This window comes from Caulobacter sp. S45, assembly GCF_009765965.1.
GTDB lineage: Bacteria > Pseudomonadota > Alphaproteobacteria > Caulobacterales > Caulobacteraceae > CAHJWH01.
This window is the reverse complement of sequence record NZ_LMUL01000014.1, coordinates 721,206-737,806: the sequence shown is the minus strand read 5'-3', so window position 1 is coordinate 737,806 and position 16,601 is coordinate 721,206. Positions and strand designations below refer to the sequence as shown.

Below are 16,601 nucleotides of genomic sequence, written 5' to 3'. Positions count from 1 at the left end.
CCGCCACAACGCCGCTTCGCGCTCGCCCTCCGTTGAGCGTAGAACACCGCCAATGCCCTTCGTCGCCCGCGTCCTGCTGCCCTTGCCCCTGCCGGAAGCGTTCGACTACGCAGTGCCCGAGGAGATCAGCCTCTCCGTAGGCGATCACGTCGCCGCCCCGCTCGGCCCAAGGTTGGTGCGCGGCGTGGTGACCGAGCTGCGCGACGCCCACGGGGTCAACCGTCCGCTCAAGCCCATCGCCGCTCGTCTGGACGACGCCGCCCTGCCGGCCAACACCCTGGCCTTTGTGGACTGGGCGGCCCGCTACGCCTGCGAGCCGCCGGGCGAGGCCCTGGCCATGGCGTTGCGCGGCCTGCGCGCCTCCCAACCCGCGCCCGAGCGGCTGGTGCAGGCCACCGGCGCTGCGCCGTTCCGGACGACGCCCGCCCGCGAACGCGTGCTGAAAGCCGCGACCCAGCCCATGCGCGCCGCCGCGCTCGCGGCGGCGGCCGAGGTGTCGGCGGGTGTGATCAAGGGGCTGATCGACGACGGCGCCCTGGAAGTCGTGTTCGCCCAGGAGCAGGCCGCCTTTTCCGAGCCCGATCCCGCCCTACCGGCCTTCGACCTCAACCCGAGCCAGGCCGCCGCCGCCGACATCCTGGTCAAGCTGACCCAGGCCGGCGATTTCCAGGTCGCCCTGCTCGACGGGGTCACCGGCTCGGGCAAGACCGAGGTCTACCTGGAGGCCGTCGCCGCCGTGCTGCGCGCAGATCCGGCCGCCCAGGTGCTGGTGCTGCTGCCCGAGATCGCCCTGACCCAGGCGGTGATCGCCCGCTTCGCCGCCCGCTTCGGCGCGGAGCCGGCCGAGTGGCATTCCGGCATCGCCCCGCCCAGGCGCAGGCGTGTCTGGGAGGCGGTGGTCGCTGGCCGTTGTCGGATCGTCATCGGCGCCCGCTCGGCGCTGTTCCTACCGTTCCCGAATCTGCGCCTGATCGTGGTCGACGAGGAGCACGACGCCTCGTTCAAGCAGGAGGACGGCTTCATCTACCACGCCCGCGACCTGGCTGTGGTCCGCGCCAAGATCGAGGCTGCGACGGTGGTGCTGGCCTCGGCCACGCCGTCGCTGGAGAGCATCTGGAACGCCCAGGGCGGGCGCTACACCTGGATTCGCCTGTCTTCCCGACACGGGGTCGCGCGCCTGCCCGAGATCGAGCTGATCGACATGCGCGAGGCCCCGCCCGAGCGCGGTCGCTGGCTGTCGCCGCGCCTGGTCGCCGCCATGGCCGAGACGTACGGGCGAGGCGAGCAATCGCTGCTGTTCCTCAACCGCCGGGGCTATGCGCCGCTGGTGCTGTGCAAGGCCTGCGGAGAGCGGATGACTGCGCCCGACACCGACTCCTGGCTGGTCGAGCACCGCTATTCCAATCGGCTGGTTTGCCACCTGACCGGCTTCTCCATGCCCAAGCCCGCGGCCTGTCCGCACTGCGGGACCAAGGATTCGCTGACCGCCATCGGCCCTGGCGTCGAGCGGCTGGAGGAGGAGGCGCGCGGCCTGTTCCCCGAGGCGCGGGTGGCGGTGTTCTCGTCGGATACGGTGATGGACGCCGCCGGGGCGCGCGAGATGGTCGGGCGGATGGCCGGGGGCGAGATCGACATCCTGGTCGCCACCCAGGCCGCCGCCAAGGGCCACAACTTCCCCGGCCTGACCCTGGTGGGGGTGGTCGACGCTGACCTGGGCCTAAAGGGCGGCGACCTGCGCGCGGCTGAGCGCACCTACCAGCTGCTGGCCCAGGTGGCGGGACGGGCGGGGCGGGCGGAACGGCCCGGCCGCGCCCTGATCCAGACCTATGCGCCCGAGCACCAGGTGATGGGGGCGCTGAAGGCCGGCGATCGCGACGGCTTCCTGGCGGCGGAGGCGGAGATGCGCGAGCTGTCGGGCCTGCCGCCCTATGGCCGGCTGGCGGCGGTGATCCTGTCCAGCCCAGACTTCGCCAAGCTCGACGCCTTCGCCAAGGCGCTCGCCGCCGCCGCGCCCTCGGCGGACGGGGTGGAGGTCTACGGCCCCGCCGACGCGCCGCTGGCCCTGATCCGCGGCCGTCGCCGCAAGCGCCTGCTGGTCCGTGCCGACCGCCGGGTCAACATCCAGGCCTATCTGGAAGCTTGGCGCGCACGGGTGAAGGTCCCTGGCGCGGTACGGATGACGGTGGACGTGGACCCGTACAGTTTCTTGTGAATCGCTTCCCGCGCGCTGGGCCTACGGCTTCTTCCCATTCAGATGCGGATCATGTGCGCGCACGTATTCAAAGGCGACCCCGCATATCGCCGAGCTTGAGACCGGGCCGTACTGTCTTGAATCCAGGGCGTCTTCCCGATTGTCGCCCATAAGGTACCACTGATCTTGACCGAGCCGGACCGAGGGATAGGCGTTCGGAATATCCTGTGGGAAGTGCTGGACGATGTAGGAGGCGCCGTCGGGGAGCGTCTCGCGGGCAAGGTCGATCGGAATATCTCCCGAGATAGGCGTGGCGGCTATCACGCCGGCGGCCTGTTCCGAGACCGGACGACCGTTCAACACCGGCGTCCTCCCTTGAAAGCTCAATGAGTCGCCAGGGCCGGCGATGACCCTGTCCAGGTAGCGAAGAGGCTGGCCCGGGCGGCGCCAATTCACCACGTCCCCTAGTCTTGGGCGAGCCGGTCTACACAGAGCACGTATCCCGTGGACCGCTAGGATGTCGCCCTTTTTCAAGGTCGGCTGCATCGCCTCCGAGCTTACACTGTACACGGGTTCGGGATTGACGGCTCGGACCAGTAACGCCAGCACCCCCAACACCAGAAGGCCCAGCGCCATTCCGCCGAATCGTTTCGGCAGACTGAGGGCGTACTCGTCGCGACGACCGAGCGTGAAGGCGTGTATAGCTGAGGCGAATCCAATCGTAAAACAGATTGGTGCAATGATTTGGCTCGGAAGTGCATATATTCCAGGTGGGTTTGCTATCGACCAATAATATGAAATGCCAAAAACGACGAACGATGCGGTGAGTAAAATTGCAGCGAATCGCCATGCGCCTAGGTACAGATAGCCAAGCGGGAACATAACGACGTTCAAAGCAGCCGCTATGAACGGTCTGGCCTTATTTCCCTGCATTGGCTACCCCACCTCTTTCGCCAATAGATCGCAAAATTTTTAGCTTCTGTCTCTGCCCAAGCCCTCCTTTGTCGGCGGTTTACTCCAGGAAGGCTGATCAAGCCGGCTTCAGCCCCGGCGCCCCACGCTCCACCGCGAAGCTGGCTCGGGTGGCGATCTTGGCGCTGGGGCGGCTGACGGCGTCGACCACGCGGAAGTCGGTCTTCCAGACGTCGCGGCCGACGTCGCACACCGCATAGCCGCGCTGGTCGTTGACGAACTTCAGGTGCGGGTTGTTGGCCAGGATGACATCGCTGCCCTTGCGCAGGTCCGAGCCGTCGCCGCCGGAGCTGATCGAGGTGGCGACGAACTCCACCGCCAGGGTCTTGCCGTCCGGTCGTCCGCCCGAGCGCAATTCGCCAGCGTAGTTCTGGTGCTCGTCGCCGGTGGCCACCACCACGTTCTTGATGTCGTGCGCCTCGATGTGGTCGAGCAGACGCTTGCGGGCGGCGGGGTAGCCGGCCCAGGAATCCATGTTCCAGATCGCCTCGTGTTGGTCGGCGTAGCGGCGGTCCAGCGGCATCATCATCACCTGGTTGGCGATCAGGTTCCAGCGGGTGGGGCTCTTGGCCAGGCCGTCGAACAGCCAGCGCTCTTCTTCCGCCCCCATGATGGTGCGGTCGCTGGCCAGGGCTTCGGGACAGACCGGCTTGAAGTTGTCGCCGCAGGGCTGGTCCATGCGGAACTGGCGGGTGTCGAGGAAGTGGGCGTTCAGCAGGTCGCCATAGGCCGCGCGGCGGAAGATCTGGATCGCCGTCCCATGTGGGAACGAGGTCTTCCTGAGCGGCATGTTCTCGTAATAGGCCTGGGCGGCGGCCTGGCGGCGCAGGTTGAAGATCTCCGGCGGGGTGCCGTCCTGGTCCCACTGGCTGGCCCAGTTGTTGTCGATCTCGTGGTCGTCCCAGGTGACCCACCAGCTATGGGCGGCGTGGGCGGCCTGCAGGTCGGTGTCGAGCTTGTACTGAGCGTAGCGCAGCCGGTAGTCGTCCAGGCTGTAGGGCTCGTCGCCGACATGTACGCGGATGGGCGGGATCGGCAGGCCCGACGCATGGTCGGTCGCGGTGGGGGTGGCCCGCTCCTCGTAGATGTAGTCGCCATAGTGCCAGAAGAAGTCGAGGTCCTCTTCGGCCACATGGCGGTAGGCGGTGTAGAGCCCCTGTTCGTAGTTCTGGCAGCCGCCGGCCACGAAGCGCACGCGCTCCAGCGCCGAGCCGGGGGCGGGGAGGGTGCGGGCGCGCCCGGTCAGGCTGCGCTCGCGCCCGATGTGGAAGCGATACCAGTAGGGGCGATGCGGCTGCAGGCCGGCGATTTCCACGTGGACCGAGTGGCCGAGTTCGGGGCGCGCGAGGGTCGAGCCCTTGGCGACGACGGTCTTGAAGCGTTCGTCGGCGGCGACCTCGTAGTCCACCTCGACCGGGGCCATCGGCATGCCGCCGTGCTGCTCCAGCGGCCTGGGGGCCAGCCGGGTCCAGATCACAAAGCCATCCGGCGACGGATCGCCCGAGGCGACCCCCAGCTGGAACGGCGTGTCCACGAACAGGGTCTGGGCCCGCACGATGGCCGGCGCCGCCAGCCCCGCCGCCATGCCCGCCAGCACGCCCCGACGGCTCGCGCCGCCTCGTTGGAAACCCGTCCCGCTCATCGCCTGGCCCGCCCGTTAGATTGTAACGAGTCGAGGTTAGCGGCGGCGTGAAACGGTGATGTGACAGGCGGCGGAAGGCCGGTTTCAGCCGAGGCGGCGATGTCGGCTAACGACCCAAGGCGCACTCGGCGCGTGTTGGGCTAGGGTGCACGTTGGGATACACTACACGCCTAAACCGAGGCCATAATGACCGCACAAGTAAACAAGGAAGGTCGAGAAATCTGGTTCCGCTCAGTCTCGTGGAGCTGGATGCCCTCTCATTGGAAAGGTTGGGCGTTGTTAGGCGCAGTTGGGGCGGGTGCAAACGCTAGCGTGTGGATTCTTATCGGCGTTGCGAACTTAGAAGGCCAAGCAGATGCGTTTTGGCCGTTCCTGATCCTGTTGCCATTCATTGTGTTTTCTTGGTGGATTGCTGGAAGGCATTCGCCATCTAAAGGTGGCAACTAACCACCCGGAGCAGACCTTTCTTGAGGTCTGCAAACGGGCGGCGGCATTGTAAGCCGCCGCCCGACATCGCATCCCTAGTTGCGGGTCTTGTCGACCAGCTTGCCCTTGCCGATCCAGGGCATCATCGCGCGCAGGCGTTCGCCCACCTGCTCGATGCCGTGTTCGGCCAGCAGCGACCGGCGGGCCTTCAGCGCGGGCTGGCCGGCGGCGTTCTCCAGCATGAAGTCGCGCACGAAGCGGCCTTCCTGGATGTCCTTTAGCACCCGCTTCATCTCCGCCTTGGTCTCGTCGGTGATGATGCGCGGGCCGGTGACGTATTCGCCGAACTCGGCGGTGTTGGAGATGGAGTAGTTCATGTTGGCGATGCCGCCCTCGTAGATCAGGTCCACGATCAGCTTCACCTCGTGCAGGCACTCGAAATAGGCCATCTCGGGGGCGTAGCCCGCCTCGACCAGGGTCTCGAAGCCGGCGCGGATCAGTTCGACCAGGCCGCCGCAGAGCACCGCCTGCTCGCCGAACAGGTCGGTCTCGCATTCCTCGCGGAAGTTGGTCTCGATCACGCCGGACCGGCCGCCGCCGATGGCGGAGGCGTAGGCCAGGCCCACATCCATCGCCTGGCCGGAAGCGTCCTTGTGCACCGCGATCAGGCAGGGCACGCCGCCGCCCTTCTGGTACTCGCCGCGCACGGTGTGGCCGGGACCCTTGGGGGCGACCATCAGCACGTCGATGGTGTCCTTGGGCTCGATCAGGCGGAAGTGGATGTTCAGGCCGTGGGCGAACATCAAGGCCGCGCCGTCGCGGATGTTGGGGGCGATCTCAGACGCATAGATGTCGCGCTGGTGCTCGTCGGGGGTGAGCATCATCACCACGTCGGCCCAGGCGGCGGCCTCGGCCACGCTCATGACCTTCAGGCCCTCGCCCTCGGCCTTCTTGGCGGAGGCGGAGCCGGGACGCAGGCCGACGGCCAGGTTCTTCGCGCCGCTGTCGCGCAGGTTCAGCGCATGGGCGTGACCCTGGCTGCCGTAGCCGACGATGGCGATCTTCTTGTCCAGGATACGGGCGAGGTCGGCGTCGCGATCGTAATAGACACGCATGGGGTAGGCTCCGTTGATCTAAGTTATTGAATTGTCTCCTTCCCCCTCGAAGGGGGAAGGGTGGGGATGGGGGTGTGTCCGCCGCTGATGGCGAAGGGCGCAGATGGCGTCGCCGCCTCATCAATGCGTTCGTCGGCCGCGGTGGCTACACCCCCACCCTGGCCCTCCCCCTTCGAGGGGGAGGGAATAGCAAGCACAGTCATCACACCCGCTCGCCGCCGCGGGCGATGGAGAGGACGCCGGTGCGCGACACCTCGACCAGGCCGAGCGGGCGCATCAGCATCTCGAACTTGTCGATCTTGTCCGGCGCGCCAGTGAGCTCGAGCACGAAGCTGTCGACGTCGGTGTCGATCACCCGGGCGCGGAAGATCTCCGCGATCCGCAGGGTCTCGACCCGCGCGTCGCCGGTCCCGCGCACCTTGACCAGGGCCAGCTCGCGCTCGACCCAGCGGGCGTCGCCGCCGACCTCCATCACCGCGCGCACCTGCACGATCTTGCCGAGCTGGGCGCGGATCTGGGCGAGCACGCCCTCGCGGCCACGGGTGACGATGGTGATGCGCGAGGTGTGCACCGCCCGGTCGGTTTCGGCCACCGTCAGGCTCTCGATATTGTAGCCGCGCGCCGAGAACAGCCCGACCACCCGGTGGAGCACGCCGGGCTCGTTGTCGACGATCACCGCGAAGGTGGCGCGCCGCTCGTCGCCGGTCTCGAAGTCGAGGAAGTAGGCCGAACCGGCGCTGTCGGCGGGGAGGGTTTCGGTCATCAGACAAGCCCTTTGCCGGCGTCTTCGATCACCGAGCCCATGTCACGCGCCATATCGGCCAGGATCATGTCGTTGTGCGCCTTGCCCGACGGGATCATCGGCAGGCAGTTCTCCGCCTTTTCCACCCGACAGTCGAAGATCACAGGTCGCGGCGTGTCGATCATCTGCAGAATCTTGGCGTCCAGTTCGTCGGGGGTCGTGGCCCGCAGGCCGACCGCCCCGTAGGCCTCGGCCAGTTTCACGAAGTCGGGCAGGGAGGAGGAGTACGAGTGGCTGTAGCGCTCGCCGTGCAGCAGCTGCTGCCACTGGCGCACCATGCCCATCCACTCGTTGTTGAGGATGAAGACCTTGATCGGCAGTTCGTACTGAACCGCGGTGGAGATCTCCTGCATGGTCATCTGCACCGAGGCCTCGCCGGCGATGTCGATCACCAGGGCGTCCGGATGCGCCACCTGGATACCCACGGCGGCCGGCAGGCCATAGCCCATGGTGCCCAGGCCCCCGGAGGTCATCCAGCGGTTGGGCTCCTGGAAGTGGAAGAACTGGGCCGCCCACATCTGGTGCTGGCCGACCTCGGTGGAGATGTAGACGTCGCGCCCACGGGTCAGGGCGTACAGCCGCTCGACCGCGTATTGGGGCTTGATCACCGTGCTCGACGGCGCATAGGCGAAGCCCTTGCGCGCGCGCCACTGGTCGATCTGGGTCCACCAGGGCGACAGGTTGGCCGCCCGCCGCCCGCCCCAGGCCTCCAGCATTTGGTCCAGCACCTCGCCCGCATCGCCGATAATGCCGATATCGGCGCGCACGATCTTGCCGATGGAGGAGGGGTCGATGTCGATGTGGATCTTCTTGGAGCCGGGCGAGAAGGCGTCGAGCCGTCCAGTCACCCGGTCGTCGAAGCGCGCGCCCACGCACACCATCACGTCGCAGTCGTGCATGGCGTGGTTGGCCTCGAAGGCGCCATGCATGCCGACCATGCCCAGCCATTGCGGATCGTCGGACGGAAATGCGCCCAGGCCCATCAGGGTGGAGGTCACCGGCGCGTCCACGGCCCTGGCGAAGGCCCGGAGCGACCGGCTGGCCTGGGGACCGGCGTTGATGACCCCGCCGCCGGTGTAGAAGATCGGCCGTCGGGCGCCGGCGATCAGCTCCACCGCCTCCCGCACGCGAGAGGAATCGTCGCGAAGACGCGGGGCATAGGCGTGGCGGAAGCGAACCGCATCGGGGCCGGTGTAAGGTCCGCTGGCGAACTGCACGTCCTTGGGGATGTCGATCAGCACCGGGCCGGGTCGGCCGGTGGTGGCGATGTGGAAGGCTTCGTGGATGGCGCGCGGCAGGTCCTCGACCCGGCGGACCAGCACGTTGTGCTTGGTGGCCGAGCGGGTGATGCCGACCGTGTCGCACTCCTGGAAGGCGTCCGACCCGATCAGGTGGGTGGGGACCTGGCCGGTGATCACCACCAGGGGAATGGAGTCCATCAGGGCGTCGACGATCCCGGTCACGGCGTTGGTCGCGCCGGGGCCGGAGGTCACCAGCACCACGCCGGGCTTGCCGGTCGAGCGGGCGTAGCCCTCGGCCGCGTGGGTGGCGCCCTGCTCGTGGCGGACCAGGATGTGCTTTAGCCGGGGCTCGTGGAACAGGGCGTCGTAGATCGGCAGCACCGCCCCGCCCGGATAGCCGAACAGAGTGTCCACCCCCTGGTCTACGAGCGCGCGCACCACGATCTCCGCACCCGTAAGAGTCTCGACCGCGGTGTCGGGCGCGGTCTGGGCGGTGGCTTCGGCGATGATCTGGTGGGCCGTCATGGCGACTATCCGACTGGTCGGGGTTTGGACTGGTGTGTCTGGGGCGAGTTGTGTTCAGGGCATGAAAAAAGGCCCCGGAGGGCCTTGGGATGAGCGACCGTGCTCGCATGACCAGGGGGTCATACGTTCAGGGCCGCTCCAGTAAGTACGATGCGCTTCCGCACGTTCATTGCTCCAATAGGGTGGAAAAGGAGGTAGCCCGAGCGTCCGCCAGGGTCAAGCGTCGACTTGGGCGCAAGAACTTACCCTTCGTGTCCATCGGCTGTCGGGAAGCGCCCGCTCCAAAGCTCCGTCAGGCGAGGATGGTCGTCGACGCGGCGCACCACTTCGGCCAATTTCGGCGCCTCTTCGTAAAACCGTGCTCGGCCCGGTTTCCAGCGCGAGACCACGGCCACGTAGAGGTCCAGCACGCTGAGGGTTTCACCCACCAGGAAGCGGCCGGGCGTGATCTGGGTGTCCATCATCCGCCAGCAGAAGGAGATGCGCTCGCGGGTGCGCTGGTCGATCATCGCCTGGTGCGCCTCGTCGGCGGCCAGCCGCGAGAGGTCGTCGCGCACCCAATAGAGCGCATAGATCTCCGCCGCCACATAGGCCATCCAACGCAGGAAGGCCGGGCGCTCGGTCGCGTCGAGCGTCGGCGACAGGGCGGCTTCGGGATGGCTGTCCGCCAGCCAGATCAGGATGGCCGCGCTCTCGGTCATCAGCTCGCCGGAGGGCGTGATCAGGGCGGGGACCTGGGCCAGGGGGTTGGCCGCGCGGGCGCGGTTCTGCGCCTCGGCGTCGCCCCAGAGCGCGGCGTCGATCAGCCGGTACGGCGCGCCGATCAGGGTCAGGGCCGCCTCCACCGCGACCGAGCCGGAACGCTTGTAGCCGTAGAGCGTGTACATGCCGGTCTGCGTCTCTCGAACCTCTAGCCGTTCAACGCCCGCCAGCCGATGTCGCTGCGGTGGAATCCGCCGGGCAGGTGGATGGCGGCCACCGCCGCATAGGCCTGGTCGCGCGCCTCGGCCAGGGTGGCGCCGCTGGCGCAGACGTTCAGTACCCGCCCGCCGCTGACGATCAGGCGTCCCTGCGCGTCGTGCGCCGTACCCGCGTGGAAAACCATCACATGGGGCCCGAAGTCGGCCTCGGCACCGGAGACGATCGCGCCCTTGATCGGGGCGTCGGGATAGCCCTCGGCGGCCAGCACCACGCAGATCGCGGCCGTGTCGCGCCAAACCAGCGGCGGCATTTCGGCCAGCCGGCCGAGGGCTGCGGCGTGCAGGTAGGGCAGCAGGTCGCTCTCCAGCCGCAGCATCAGCACCTGGCATTCCGGGTCGCCGAAGCGGGCGTTGTACTCCACCAGGCGCGGGCCGTTCCGGTCCAGCATCAGCCCCGCGAACAGCACGCCTTTGAAGGGGGAACCCTCCGCCGCCATGCCGGCCATCGTCGGAGCGATCATGCGATCGTAGGCGACCTGCTCGATCCCGGCCGTGAGCACGGGCGCGGGGGAATAGGTCCCCATGCCGCCGGTGTTCGGCCCGGTGTCGCCGTCATAGGCGCGCTTGTGGTCCTGGGCGGCGCCGAACAGCAGGGCGGTCTTCCCGTCGCACAGGGCGAACAGGGACGCTTCCTCGCCGGCCATGAATTCCTCGACCACCAGCCGCGCGCCGGCCTGGCCGAAACGACCGCCCAGCATCTCGTGCGCGGCGGCCAAAGCCTCGTCGCGGTCGGCGGCGATCACCACGCCCTTGCCGGCCGCCAGCCCGTCGGCCTTCAGCACGTAGGGCGGTTCGAACCGATCCAGCGCCGTCTCGATCCCGTCCGGCGTCTCGACCACCACGAAGCCGGCGGTGGGCAGCTTGTGCCGCTCGGCGAAGGCCTTGGTGAAGGCCTTGGAGCTTTCCAGCCGGGCGGCGGCGGCGGTGGGGCCGAAACAGGGGACACCCAGCGCCTCCAGCCGGTCGGCCAGGCCCTTTTCCAGCACCGCCTCGGGACCGACGACCACCAGGTCGGCCGCGATCTCCTGCGCCAGGGCGACCAGCCCGTCCACGTTGTCGGCGGCGACCTGGCGCGTCTCGGCCAGCTTGGCGATACCGGGGTTGCCGGGCGCGACGACCAAGCGGGTCAGGAGCGGGGATTGGGCGATCTTCCAGGCCAGGGCGTGCTCGCGCCCGCCTGCGCCCACCAGCAGGATGTTCATGCTCGAGGCGTCTGGAGCGGAGCCGGCTCCGCGTCAACCGGCTTGGCCTGCGGCGCCTTGGGGCCGCGCCCGCGCCAGGTGTGGGAAAGCAGATGGTAGATCGGCTCGGGCATGATGCGCGAGGAGACCTCGCGCGCGATCAGGGTCGACAGCATCAGCGGCCCGACGAGGCCGGGGTCGCGGGTCATCTCCATCAGGATGATGGCGCTGGTCAGCGGGGCCTGGACCACGCCGGCCAGATAGGCCGCCATGCCGAGCACGATGGTGTCGCGCCCGGAGAAAAAGGGCAGCATGTGGCTGAACAGGGCGCCGACGCCCGCGCCCGTCGCCAGCGAGGGCGAGAAGATGCCGCCCGGCGCGCCCGATCCCGCCGCCGCCAGGCTGGCGATGAACTTGAAGCTGGCCAGCGGCAGACCGCGCCCCGGATGTCCCGCCAGCAGCGAGGCGGTCTCTTGATAGCCGGCGCCGTAGCTCAGCCCGCGCGACAACCAGGCCGCAACGGCCGCGACCAGTCCGCAGCAAAACGCGAACACCACGGGCTTTCGCGCCTTCCAGCGCCCCACCCGGTTGGGCTTGGGGCCGATCACGCTCGCCAGCAGTCGTGAGAACAGGCCGCCGAACGCGCCGCAGACCACGCCCAGGATCGGCGCGGCGAGCCAGGACGAGGCGAGGGCGGTCGATCCGCGCAGCCCGCCGAAATAGGCGTAGTTGCCAGCCATGGCGTAGGCCGCCACGCCCGCCGCGACCACCACCAGGATCACCACGGTGTTGGAGCGGCGGTCGAATCCCTTGGCCAGTTCCTCTACCGCGAACACCACCCCGGCGATCGGCGTGTTGAAGGCCGCCGCCACCCCGGCCGCCCCGCCCGCGATCAGCAGGGCGCGCCGACCCGACCCGCCATAGAACCGGGCCCCCAGGGCATAGACGATGGCGGCGGTCACCTGCACCGTCGGCCCCTCGCGCCCGATGGAGGCGCCGCAGACCAGCAGGAAGGCGCAGACGGCGATCTTGCAGACCGCCGTCTTCAGCGAGGTGCGCGGGTCCTTACCAGGCGCCATGGTGCGCTGGCCCTCGGCGGCGGCGATGATCTGGGGGATGCCGCTGCCGGCGGCCTCGGGCGCGAACTTGCGCGTCAGCCACACCGCCAGGGGCAGGCCGATGGGCAACAGCACGATCACGCCATACTTGGAAATGGACCCCAGGTAGGTGTGCAGGTCCTGCGCCCGATCCGCCAGCTTGGCGAACAGCACCGCCGCCGCGCCTGCCGCGACCGATCCCGCCACGATCACGACCAGCCGCTGGGTGCGTCGCGCCCGCAGGCGCATCCGCCGCCGCTCGTAGGAGCTGGCGCGGCTGGGCAGGACCAGCCTCAATCGATCCGTGAAGCTCATTGGTCTTTATAGGCAGGGCCGGGCGGCGAGGTCACGAGGGCGTGAACCCGGAAATCCAAGACGATGCGTCCGCGCGACAAGCCTCGCGGCTCGGCGGCCCAGGTCCTATCCTAGGGTCATGAGCGAATCCCCGCCCGCCCCCGCCGCGGACACCACCAATAACGCCCAGGCCTATTCCGTTTCGGAGCTGGCCTTCGCCCTGAAGCGGACGCTGGAGGACGCCTACGGCTTCGTGCGGCTGCGCGGCGAGGTGTCCAAGGTGACCCGTCACGCCTCCGGCCACGTCTACCTGACGCTGAAGGACGACAAGGCCAGCATCGACGCGGTGATCTGGAAGGGCAGCGTGCGCACCCTGAAGGCCCAGCCGGAGCAGGGGCTGGAGGTGATCGCCACGGGCAAGATCACCACCTATCCCGCTCGCTCCTCCTACCAGATGGTGATCGAGAGCCTGGAGCCCGCCGGCGTCGGCGCCCTACTGGCTCAGCTCGAGCGGCTGAAGGCCAGGCTGCGCGAGGAGGGCCTGTTCGAGCCCACCCGCAAGCGGCCGTTGCCGGCCCACCCCACCGTGATTGGAGTGGTGACCAGCCCTACGGGCGCGGTGATCCGCGACATCCTGCATCGCATCACCGACCGCTGGCCGGCGCACGTGCTGGTCTGGCCGGTGGTGGTGCAGGGCGAGCAGGCCGCCGCCCAGGTCGCCGCCGCCGTGCGCGGCTTCAATGCGCTGTCCGTGGGCGGCCCGATCGCGCGGCCAGACCTGCTGATCGTGGCGCGGGGCGGCGGCTCGATTGAGGACCTGTGGCCGTTCAACGACGAGGCGCTCGCGCGTGCGGTGGCCGAGAGCGTCATCCCGCTGATCTCGGCGGTGGGCCACGAGACCGACACCACCCTGATCGACTTCGTCTCCGACCGCCGTGCGCCCACGCCCACCGCCGCCGCCGAGATCGCCACCCCGGTGCTGAGCGAACTGCGGGCGGCGGTGATGGACTATGCACGCCGCGCTATGCGCACGGTCCACAATGGGCTGGAGACCCGCCGCAATCATCTGGCGGCGACCAGCCGGGGCTTGCCGCGCCCGGCCGATCTGCTGGCCCTGGCCAGCCAACGCTACGACCTGGCGGCCGGACGGTTGGGCGCGGCGCTTGAACGCAACGCCAACGCCCATGAGCGTGACCTGATGCGGGCCGGCGCCCGGCTCACGCCCGCCCTGTTGGGCCGTCCGCAGCAGGTGAAGGCCGAGCGGCTGGCCGAGTTGTCGAACCGGCTGGAGACCGCCGCCCGCCGCGTCCCCGATGTCGCCGCCCACCGCGCCCGCTTGCCAGAACTGGAAGGGCGGCTGCAAGGCGCGGTCGAGCGCGGATTGCGGCGTGCGTCGGAGCGGCTGTCGGGTGCGGACAAGCTGCGCGCCTCCCTCGATCCGAACCGGCCGTTGGGACTGGGGTTCGCCCGCGTGCATCGCGCCGATGGACGGTTGGTGCGCCTCGGCGCGGAGCTTCATCCGGGTGAGCTCGTGGCGCTGCACTTCGCCGACACGGCGGTGGGCGCGCGTATCGAAGGCGAGGCTCCGCCTCCCGTCGTCACACCCAAGCCGGTTCGTCGCGCCGCCTCGACGCCGGTCGACCAAGGCAGCCTGTTCTGAGGCGCGAAGGGCATTACGTCTTGCCGGCAAAGAGCCCGCAACCAACCGCCACAATCCAACCCTAAGGCCGCCACCGTGCACCTTTTGAAGTCGCTGTAACGACGGCCTGGCCTCTGCGAGGCGCGGTCTCGGCACGATCGCGTCCAGGTTCAGGGTTTCGATGCTCGGATTGACGAAGACGTTTCGCCTGTTCGGGCGTGGACGGCGCTCTGTGTTTGCGGTGACGGTGTTGGCCGCCGCCGTGGCGCTAGTGGGCTGCTCGGGGCGGGCCGGGAAGTCCGTCGCGCCTTCAGTCCCGACCACCTATGGCCGCGTGGACCTGGCAAGGCTGTTGCATGCCGACCGGGAGCCGGGCCAGTGGTTCGCGGGTGGGCGGGACAACTCCGGTGGCTACTACTCGCCGCTGAGCCAGATCAACGACCGCAACGTCTCCGGGCTGGGCTTCGCCTGGGCCTACCAGACCCATACCTCCCGTGGGCTGGAGATGACGCCGGTGGTGGTGGACGGGGTGATGTACGCCTCGGGAAACTGGGGCGCGGTCTACGCCCTGAACGCTGTGACCGGCGCGCCGATCTGGACCTTCGATCCCCAGAAGCAGGGCGGAGGAGGGGGAAGCGGGCAGGCCGCGCGCTACGCCTGTTGCGACGTGGTCAACCGGGGCGTGGCGGTGCGCGACGGCAAGGTATTCGTCGCTTCGCTGGACGGTCGGCTGTTCGCGCTCGACGCGCGGACGGGCAAGCCGGTTTGGCGCGTGGACACCATCGTCGACCACAGCTTGCCCTACACCGTCAGCGGCGCGCCGCAGCTCACGCGTGACTTAGTGGTGATCGGCAACGCCGGGGCCGATATCGGGGTCGGCGGGGTGCGCGGCTATGTCAGCGCCTACGACCTGGCCACGGGGAGGATGCGCTGGCGCTTCTACACCGTACCCAAGCCTGGCGAGGCGCAGCAGACGCCGGAAATGTCGGCCGCGGCCAAGACCTGGGACCCGAAACGCGATCCACGCTTCCAGGGTGGCGGGACGGTGTGGGATGGCATGGCCTACGACGCCGATCTGAATCTGGTCTATCTCGGGGTGGGCAATTCCTCGCCCTACAACGGTCATGACCGTAGCCCGAGCGGCGGCGACAACCTCTATCTGTCCTCTATCGTCGCGGTGAACGCCAAGACCGGACGGCTGGCTTGGCACTACCAGACAACGCCTGGAGACAACTGGGACTATGGCGCGACCCAGAAAATGATTCTGGCCGATCTCCCGATCGGCGGTCGCGTGCGCAAGGTGATCATGCAGGCGCCCAAGAACGGCTATTTCTATGTGCTGGATCGCGAGACCGGGAAGCCGATCTCGATCCAGCCATACACCTACCTGAATTGGTCCAAGGGCCTGGACCGGAATTTCCGGCCGATCTTCAGCGGAGATGCGGACTACAGCAAGGGACCAAAACTGATCTATCCGTTCTGGGGTGGCGGCCACGACTGGCAGCCGATGTCCTACGACCCGCGAACGAAGCTCGTCTATATCCCGGTGCTGGAGTCGCCGATGATCATGATCGATCTCAAGCGCAACCGCGCGGCGGTGGATCACATCGACGGCCTGTTCGGAACCTCTATCCTGGTCCCGGACAAAGACTATCGCCCCGACGACTGGAGGCCGCTGTTCGGTAAGCTGCCGAAGGGACCGGCGGTCAACAAGGGCACGGGCAAGGAGACCGTGCGCGCGGTGCTCAAGGCCTGGGACCCGATTGCACGGAAAACGATCTGGAGCCGCCAGTCCTCCGCCGATTATACGCTGTTCGACGGCGGCGTGATGTCTACGGCCGGCAACCTGGTGTTCCAGGGGCAGGCGGACGGGAAGTTGCAGGTCTATGCGGCCGACACCGGCAGGCTGCTGAAGACCATCGAAACGGGTTCCGGGATCATGGCCGCGCCGTGCGCGTACATGGTCGACGGGGTGCAGTACGTGGCGGTGATGGCGGGCTATGGCGGCGCCATGGTGGGCTCGCCGTTCCCGCCAAACAGCGCGGCGGCCAAGTACCAGAACACCGGCCGCATCCTGGTGTTCAAGCTCGACGGCGCCGCGGAGACGCCCAAGCCGCCGCTCCGCCGGCTTCAGCCGTTCCAGAAGCCGCCCCTACAGGCGGCGTCGCCCGAGCAGATCGCCGAGGGTGCGAAGCTCTACGCCTCGAACTGCGGGCGGTGCCACCATTTCGGGGTGGCGGTGGCGCCGGACCTGCGGCGGTTCGGCGACGGGACCGACGATCCGGCGACGTTTCGGCGCGTCGTCCTCGATGGGCTGATGGCCAAGGGCGGCATGGGCGCGTTCAGGGACACGCTGACATCCGGGGACGTGGATGCGATCCGCGCCTATGTCGTCGATGAAGCGCGCAAAGCCTATCGCGACCAGGGGGAAAGGGCGAAAGCCGCCTCTTAGCGAGCCTGCGTTAAGCTCGCTCGCTTGCCGCACTCCGCATCTAT

11 protein-coding genes are annotated in these 16,601 nt (G+C 68.4%); 3 read left to right on the top strand and 8 right to left on the bottom strand.

Going from position 1 to position 16,601, the window contains the following annotated elements:
- Positions 1 to 52 precede the first annotated feature (52 nt).
- The gene (locus tag GSQ87_RS10505; protein WP_158915402.1) at positions 53 to 2,212 is read left to right on the top strand and encodes a primosomal protein N'; all 2,160 of its coding nucleotides are present in this window, start codon (positions 53 to 55) and stop codon (positions 2,210 to 2,212) included.
- A 21-nt stretch (positions 2,213 to 2,233) separates the two neighbouring features.
- Here GSQ87_RS10505 and lepB read toward each other — a convergent pair whose 3' ends face one another.
- From lepB to GSQ87_RS10465, 8 genes are all read right to left on the bottom strand, one after another.
- Complete coding sequence (gene lepB / locus GSQ87_RS10500) at positions 2,234 to 3,124, bottom strand: signal peptidase I (RefSeq protein ID WP_158915401.1); 891 nt, start codon at positions 3,122 to 3,124, stop codon at positions 2,234 to 2,236.
- Positions 3,125 to 3,221: 97 nt separating this feature from the next.
- Positions 3,222 to 4,805: an alkaline phosphatase gene (locus GSQ87_RS10495; protein ID WP_158915400.1), complete on the bottom strand. Its 1,584-nt coding sequence runs from the start codon at positions 4,803 to 4,805 to the stop codon at positions 3,222 to 3,224.
- A gap of 521 nt (positions 4,806 to 5,326) precedes the next feature.
- Positions 5,327 to 6,346, bottom strand: coding sequence for a ketol-acid reductoisomerase (ilvC, locus tag GSQ87_RS10490; RefSeq protein WP_158915399.1), 1,020 nt, complete (start codon positions 6,344 to 6,346; stop codon positions 5,327 to 5,329).
- Positions 6,347 to 6,548: 202 nt separating this feature from the next.
- Positions 6,549 to 7,109 (bottom strand): acetolactate synthase small subunit, encoded by a 561-nt coding sequence (gene ilvN / locus GSQ87_RS10485; protein ID WP_158915398.1) that lies wholly within the window; start codon positions 7,107 to 7,109, stop codon positions 6,549 to 6,551.
- Positions 7,109 to 8,914: an acetolactate synthase 3 large subunit gene (locus GSQ87_RS10480; RefSeq protein WP_158915397.1), complete on the bottom strand. Its 1,806-nt coding sequence runs from the start codon at positions 8,912 to 8,914 to the stop codon at positions 7,109 to 7,111. The genes ilvN and GSQ87_RS10480 overlap by 1 nt, the downstream gene beginning before the upstream one ends.
- Before the next feature lie 242 nt (positions 8,915 to 9,156).
- Positions 9,157 to 9,801, bottom strand: a complete 645-nt coding sequence (locus GSQ87_RS10475; RefSeq protein WP_158915396.1) for a glutathione S-transferase family protein — start codon at positions 9,799 to 9,801, stop codon at positions 9,157 to 9,159.
- 23 nt (positions 9,802 to 9,824) lie between these two features.
- Positions 9,825 to 11,096, bottom strand: a complete 1,272-nt coding sequence (gene purD / locus GSQ87_RS10470) for a phosphoribosylamine--glycine ligase (protein ID WP_158915395.1) — start codon at positions 11,094 to 11,096, stop codon at positions 9,825 to 9,827.
- Positions 11,093 to 12,487, bottom strand: a complete 1,395-nt coding sequence (locus tag GSQ87_RS10465; protein ID WP_158915394.1) for a chloride channel protein — start codon at positions 12,485 to 12,487, stop codon at positions 11,093 to 11,095. Before GSQ87_RS10465 ends, purD begins: the two co-directional genes overlap by 4 nt.
- Positions 12,488 to 12,605: 118 nt before the next feature.
- Between GSQ87_RS10465 and xseA the strand changes: the two genes are divergently transcribed.
- Together xseA and GSQ87_RS10455 are read left to right on the top strand one after the other, a co-directional pair.
- Positions 12,606 to 14,126: an exodeoxyribonuclease VII large subunit gene (gene xseA / locus GSQ87_RS10460; RefSeq protein ID WP_158915393.1), complete on the top strand. Its 1,521-nt coding sequence runs from the start codon at positions 12,606 to 12,608 to the stop codon at positions 14,124 to 14,126.
- A 169-nt stretch (positions 14,127 to 14,295) separates the two neighbouring features.
- The gene (locus GSQ87_RS10455) at positions 14,296 to 16,557 is read left to right on the top strand and encodes a PQQ-dependent dehydrogenase, methanol/ethanol family (RefSeq protein WP_158915392.1); all 2,262 of its coding nucleotides are present in this window, start codon (positions 14,296 to 14,298) and stop codon (positions 16,555 to 16,557) included.
- Positions 16,558 to 16,601 lie beyond the last annotated feature (44 nt).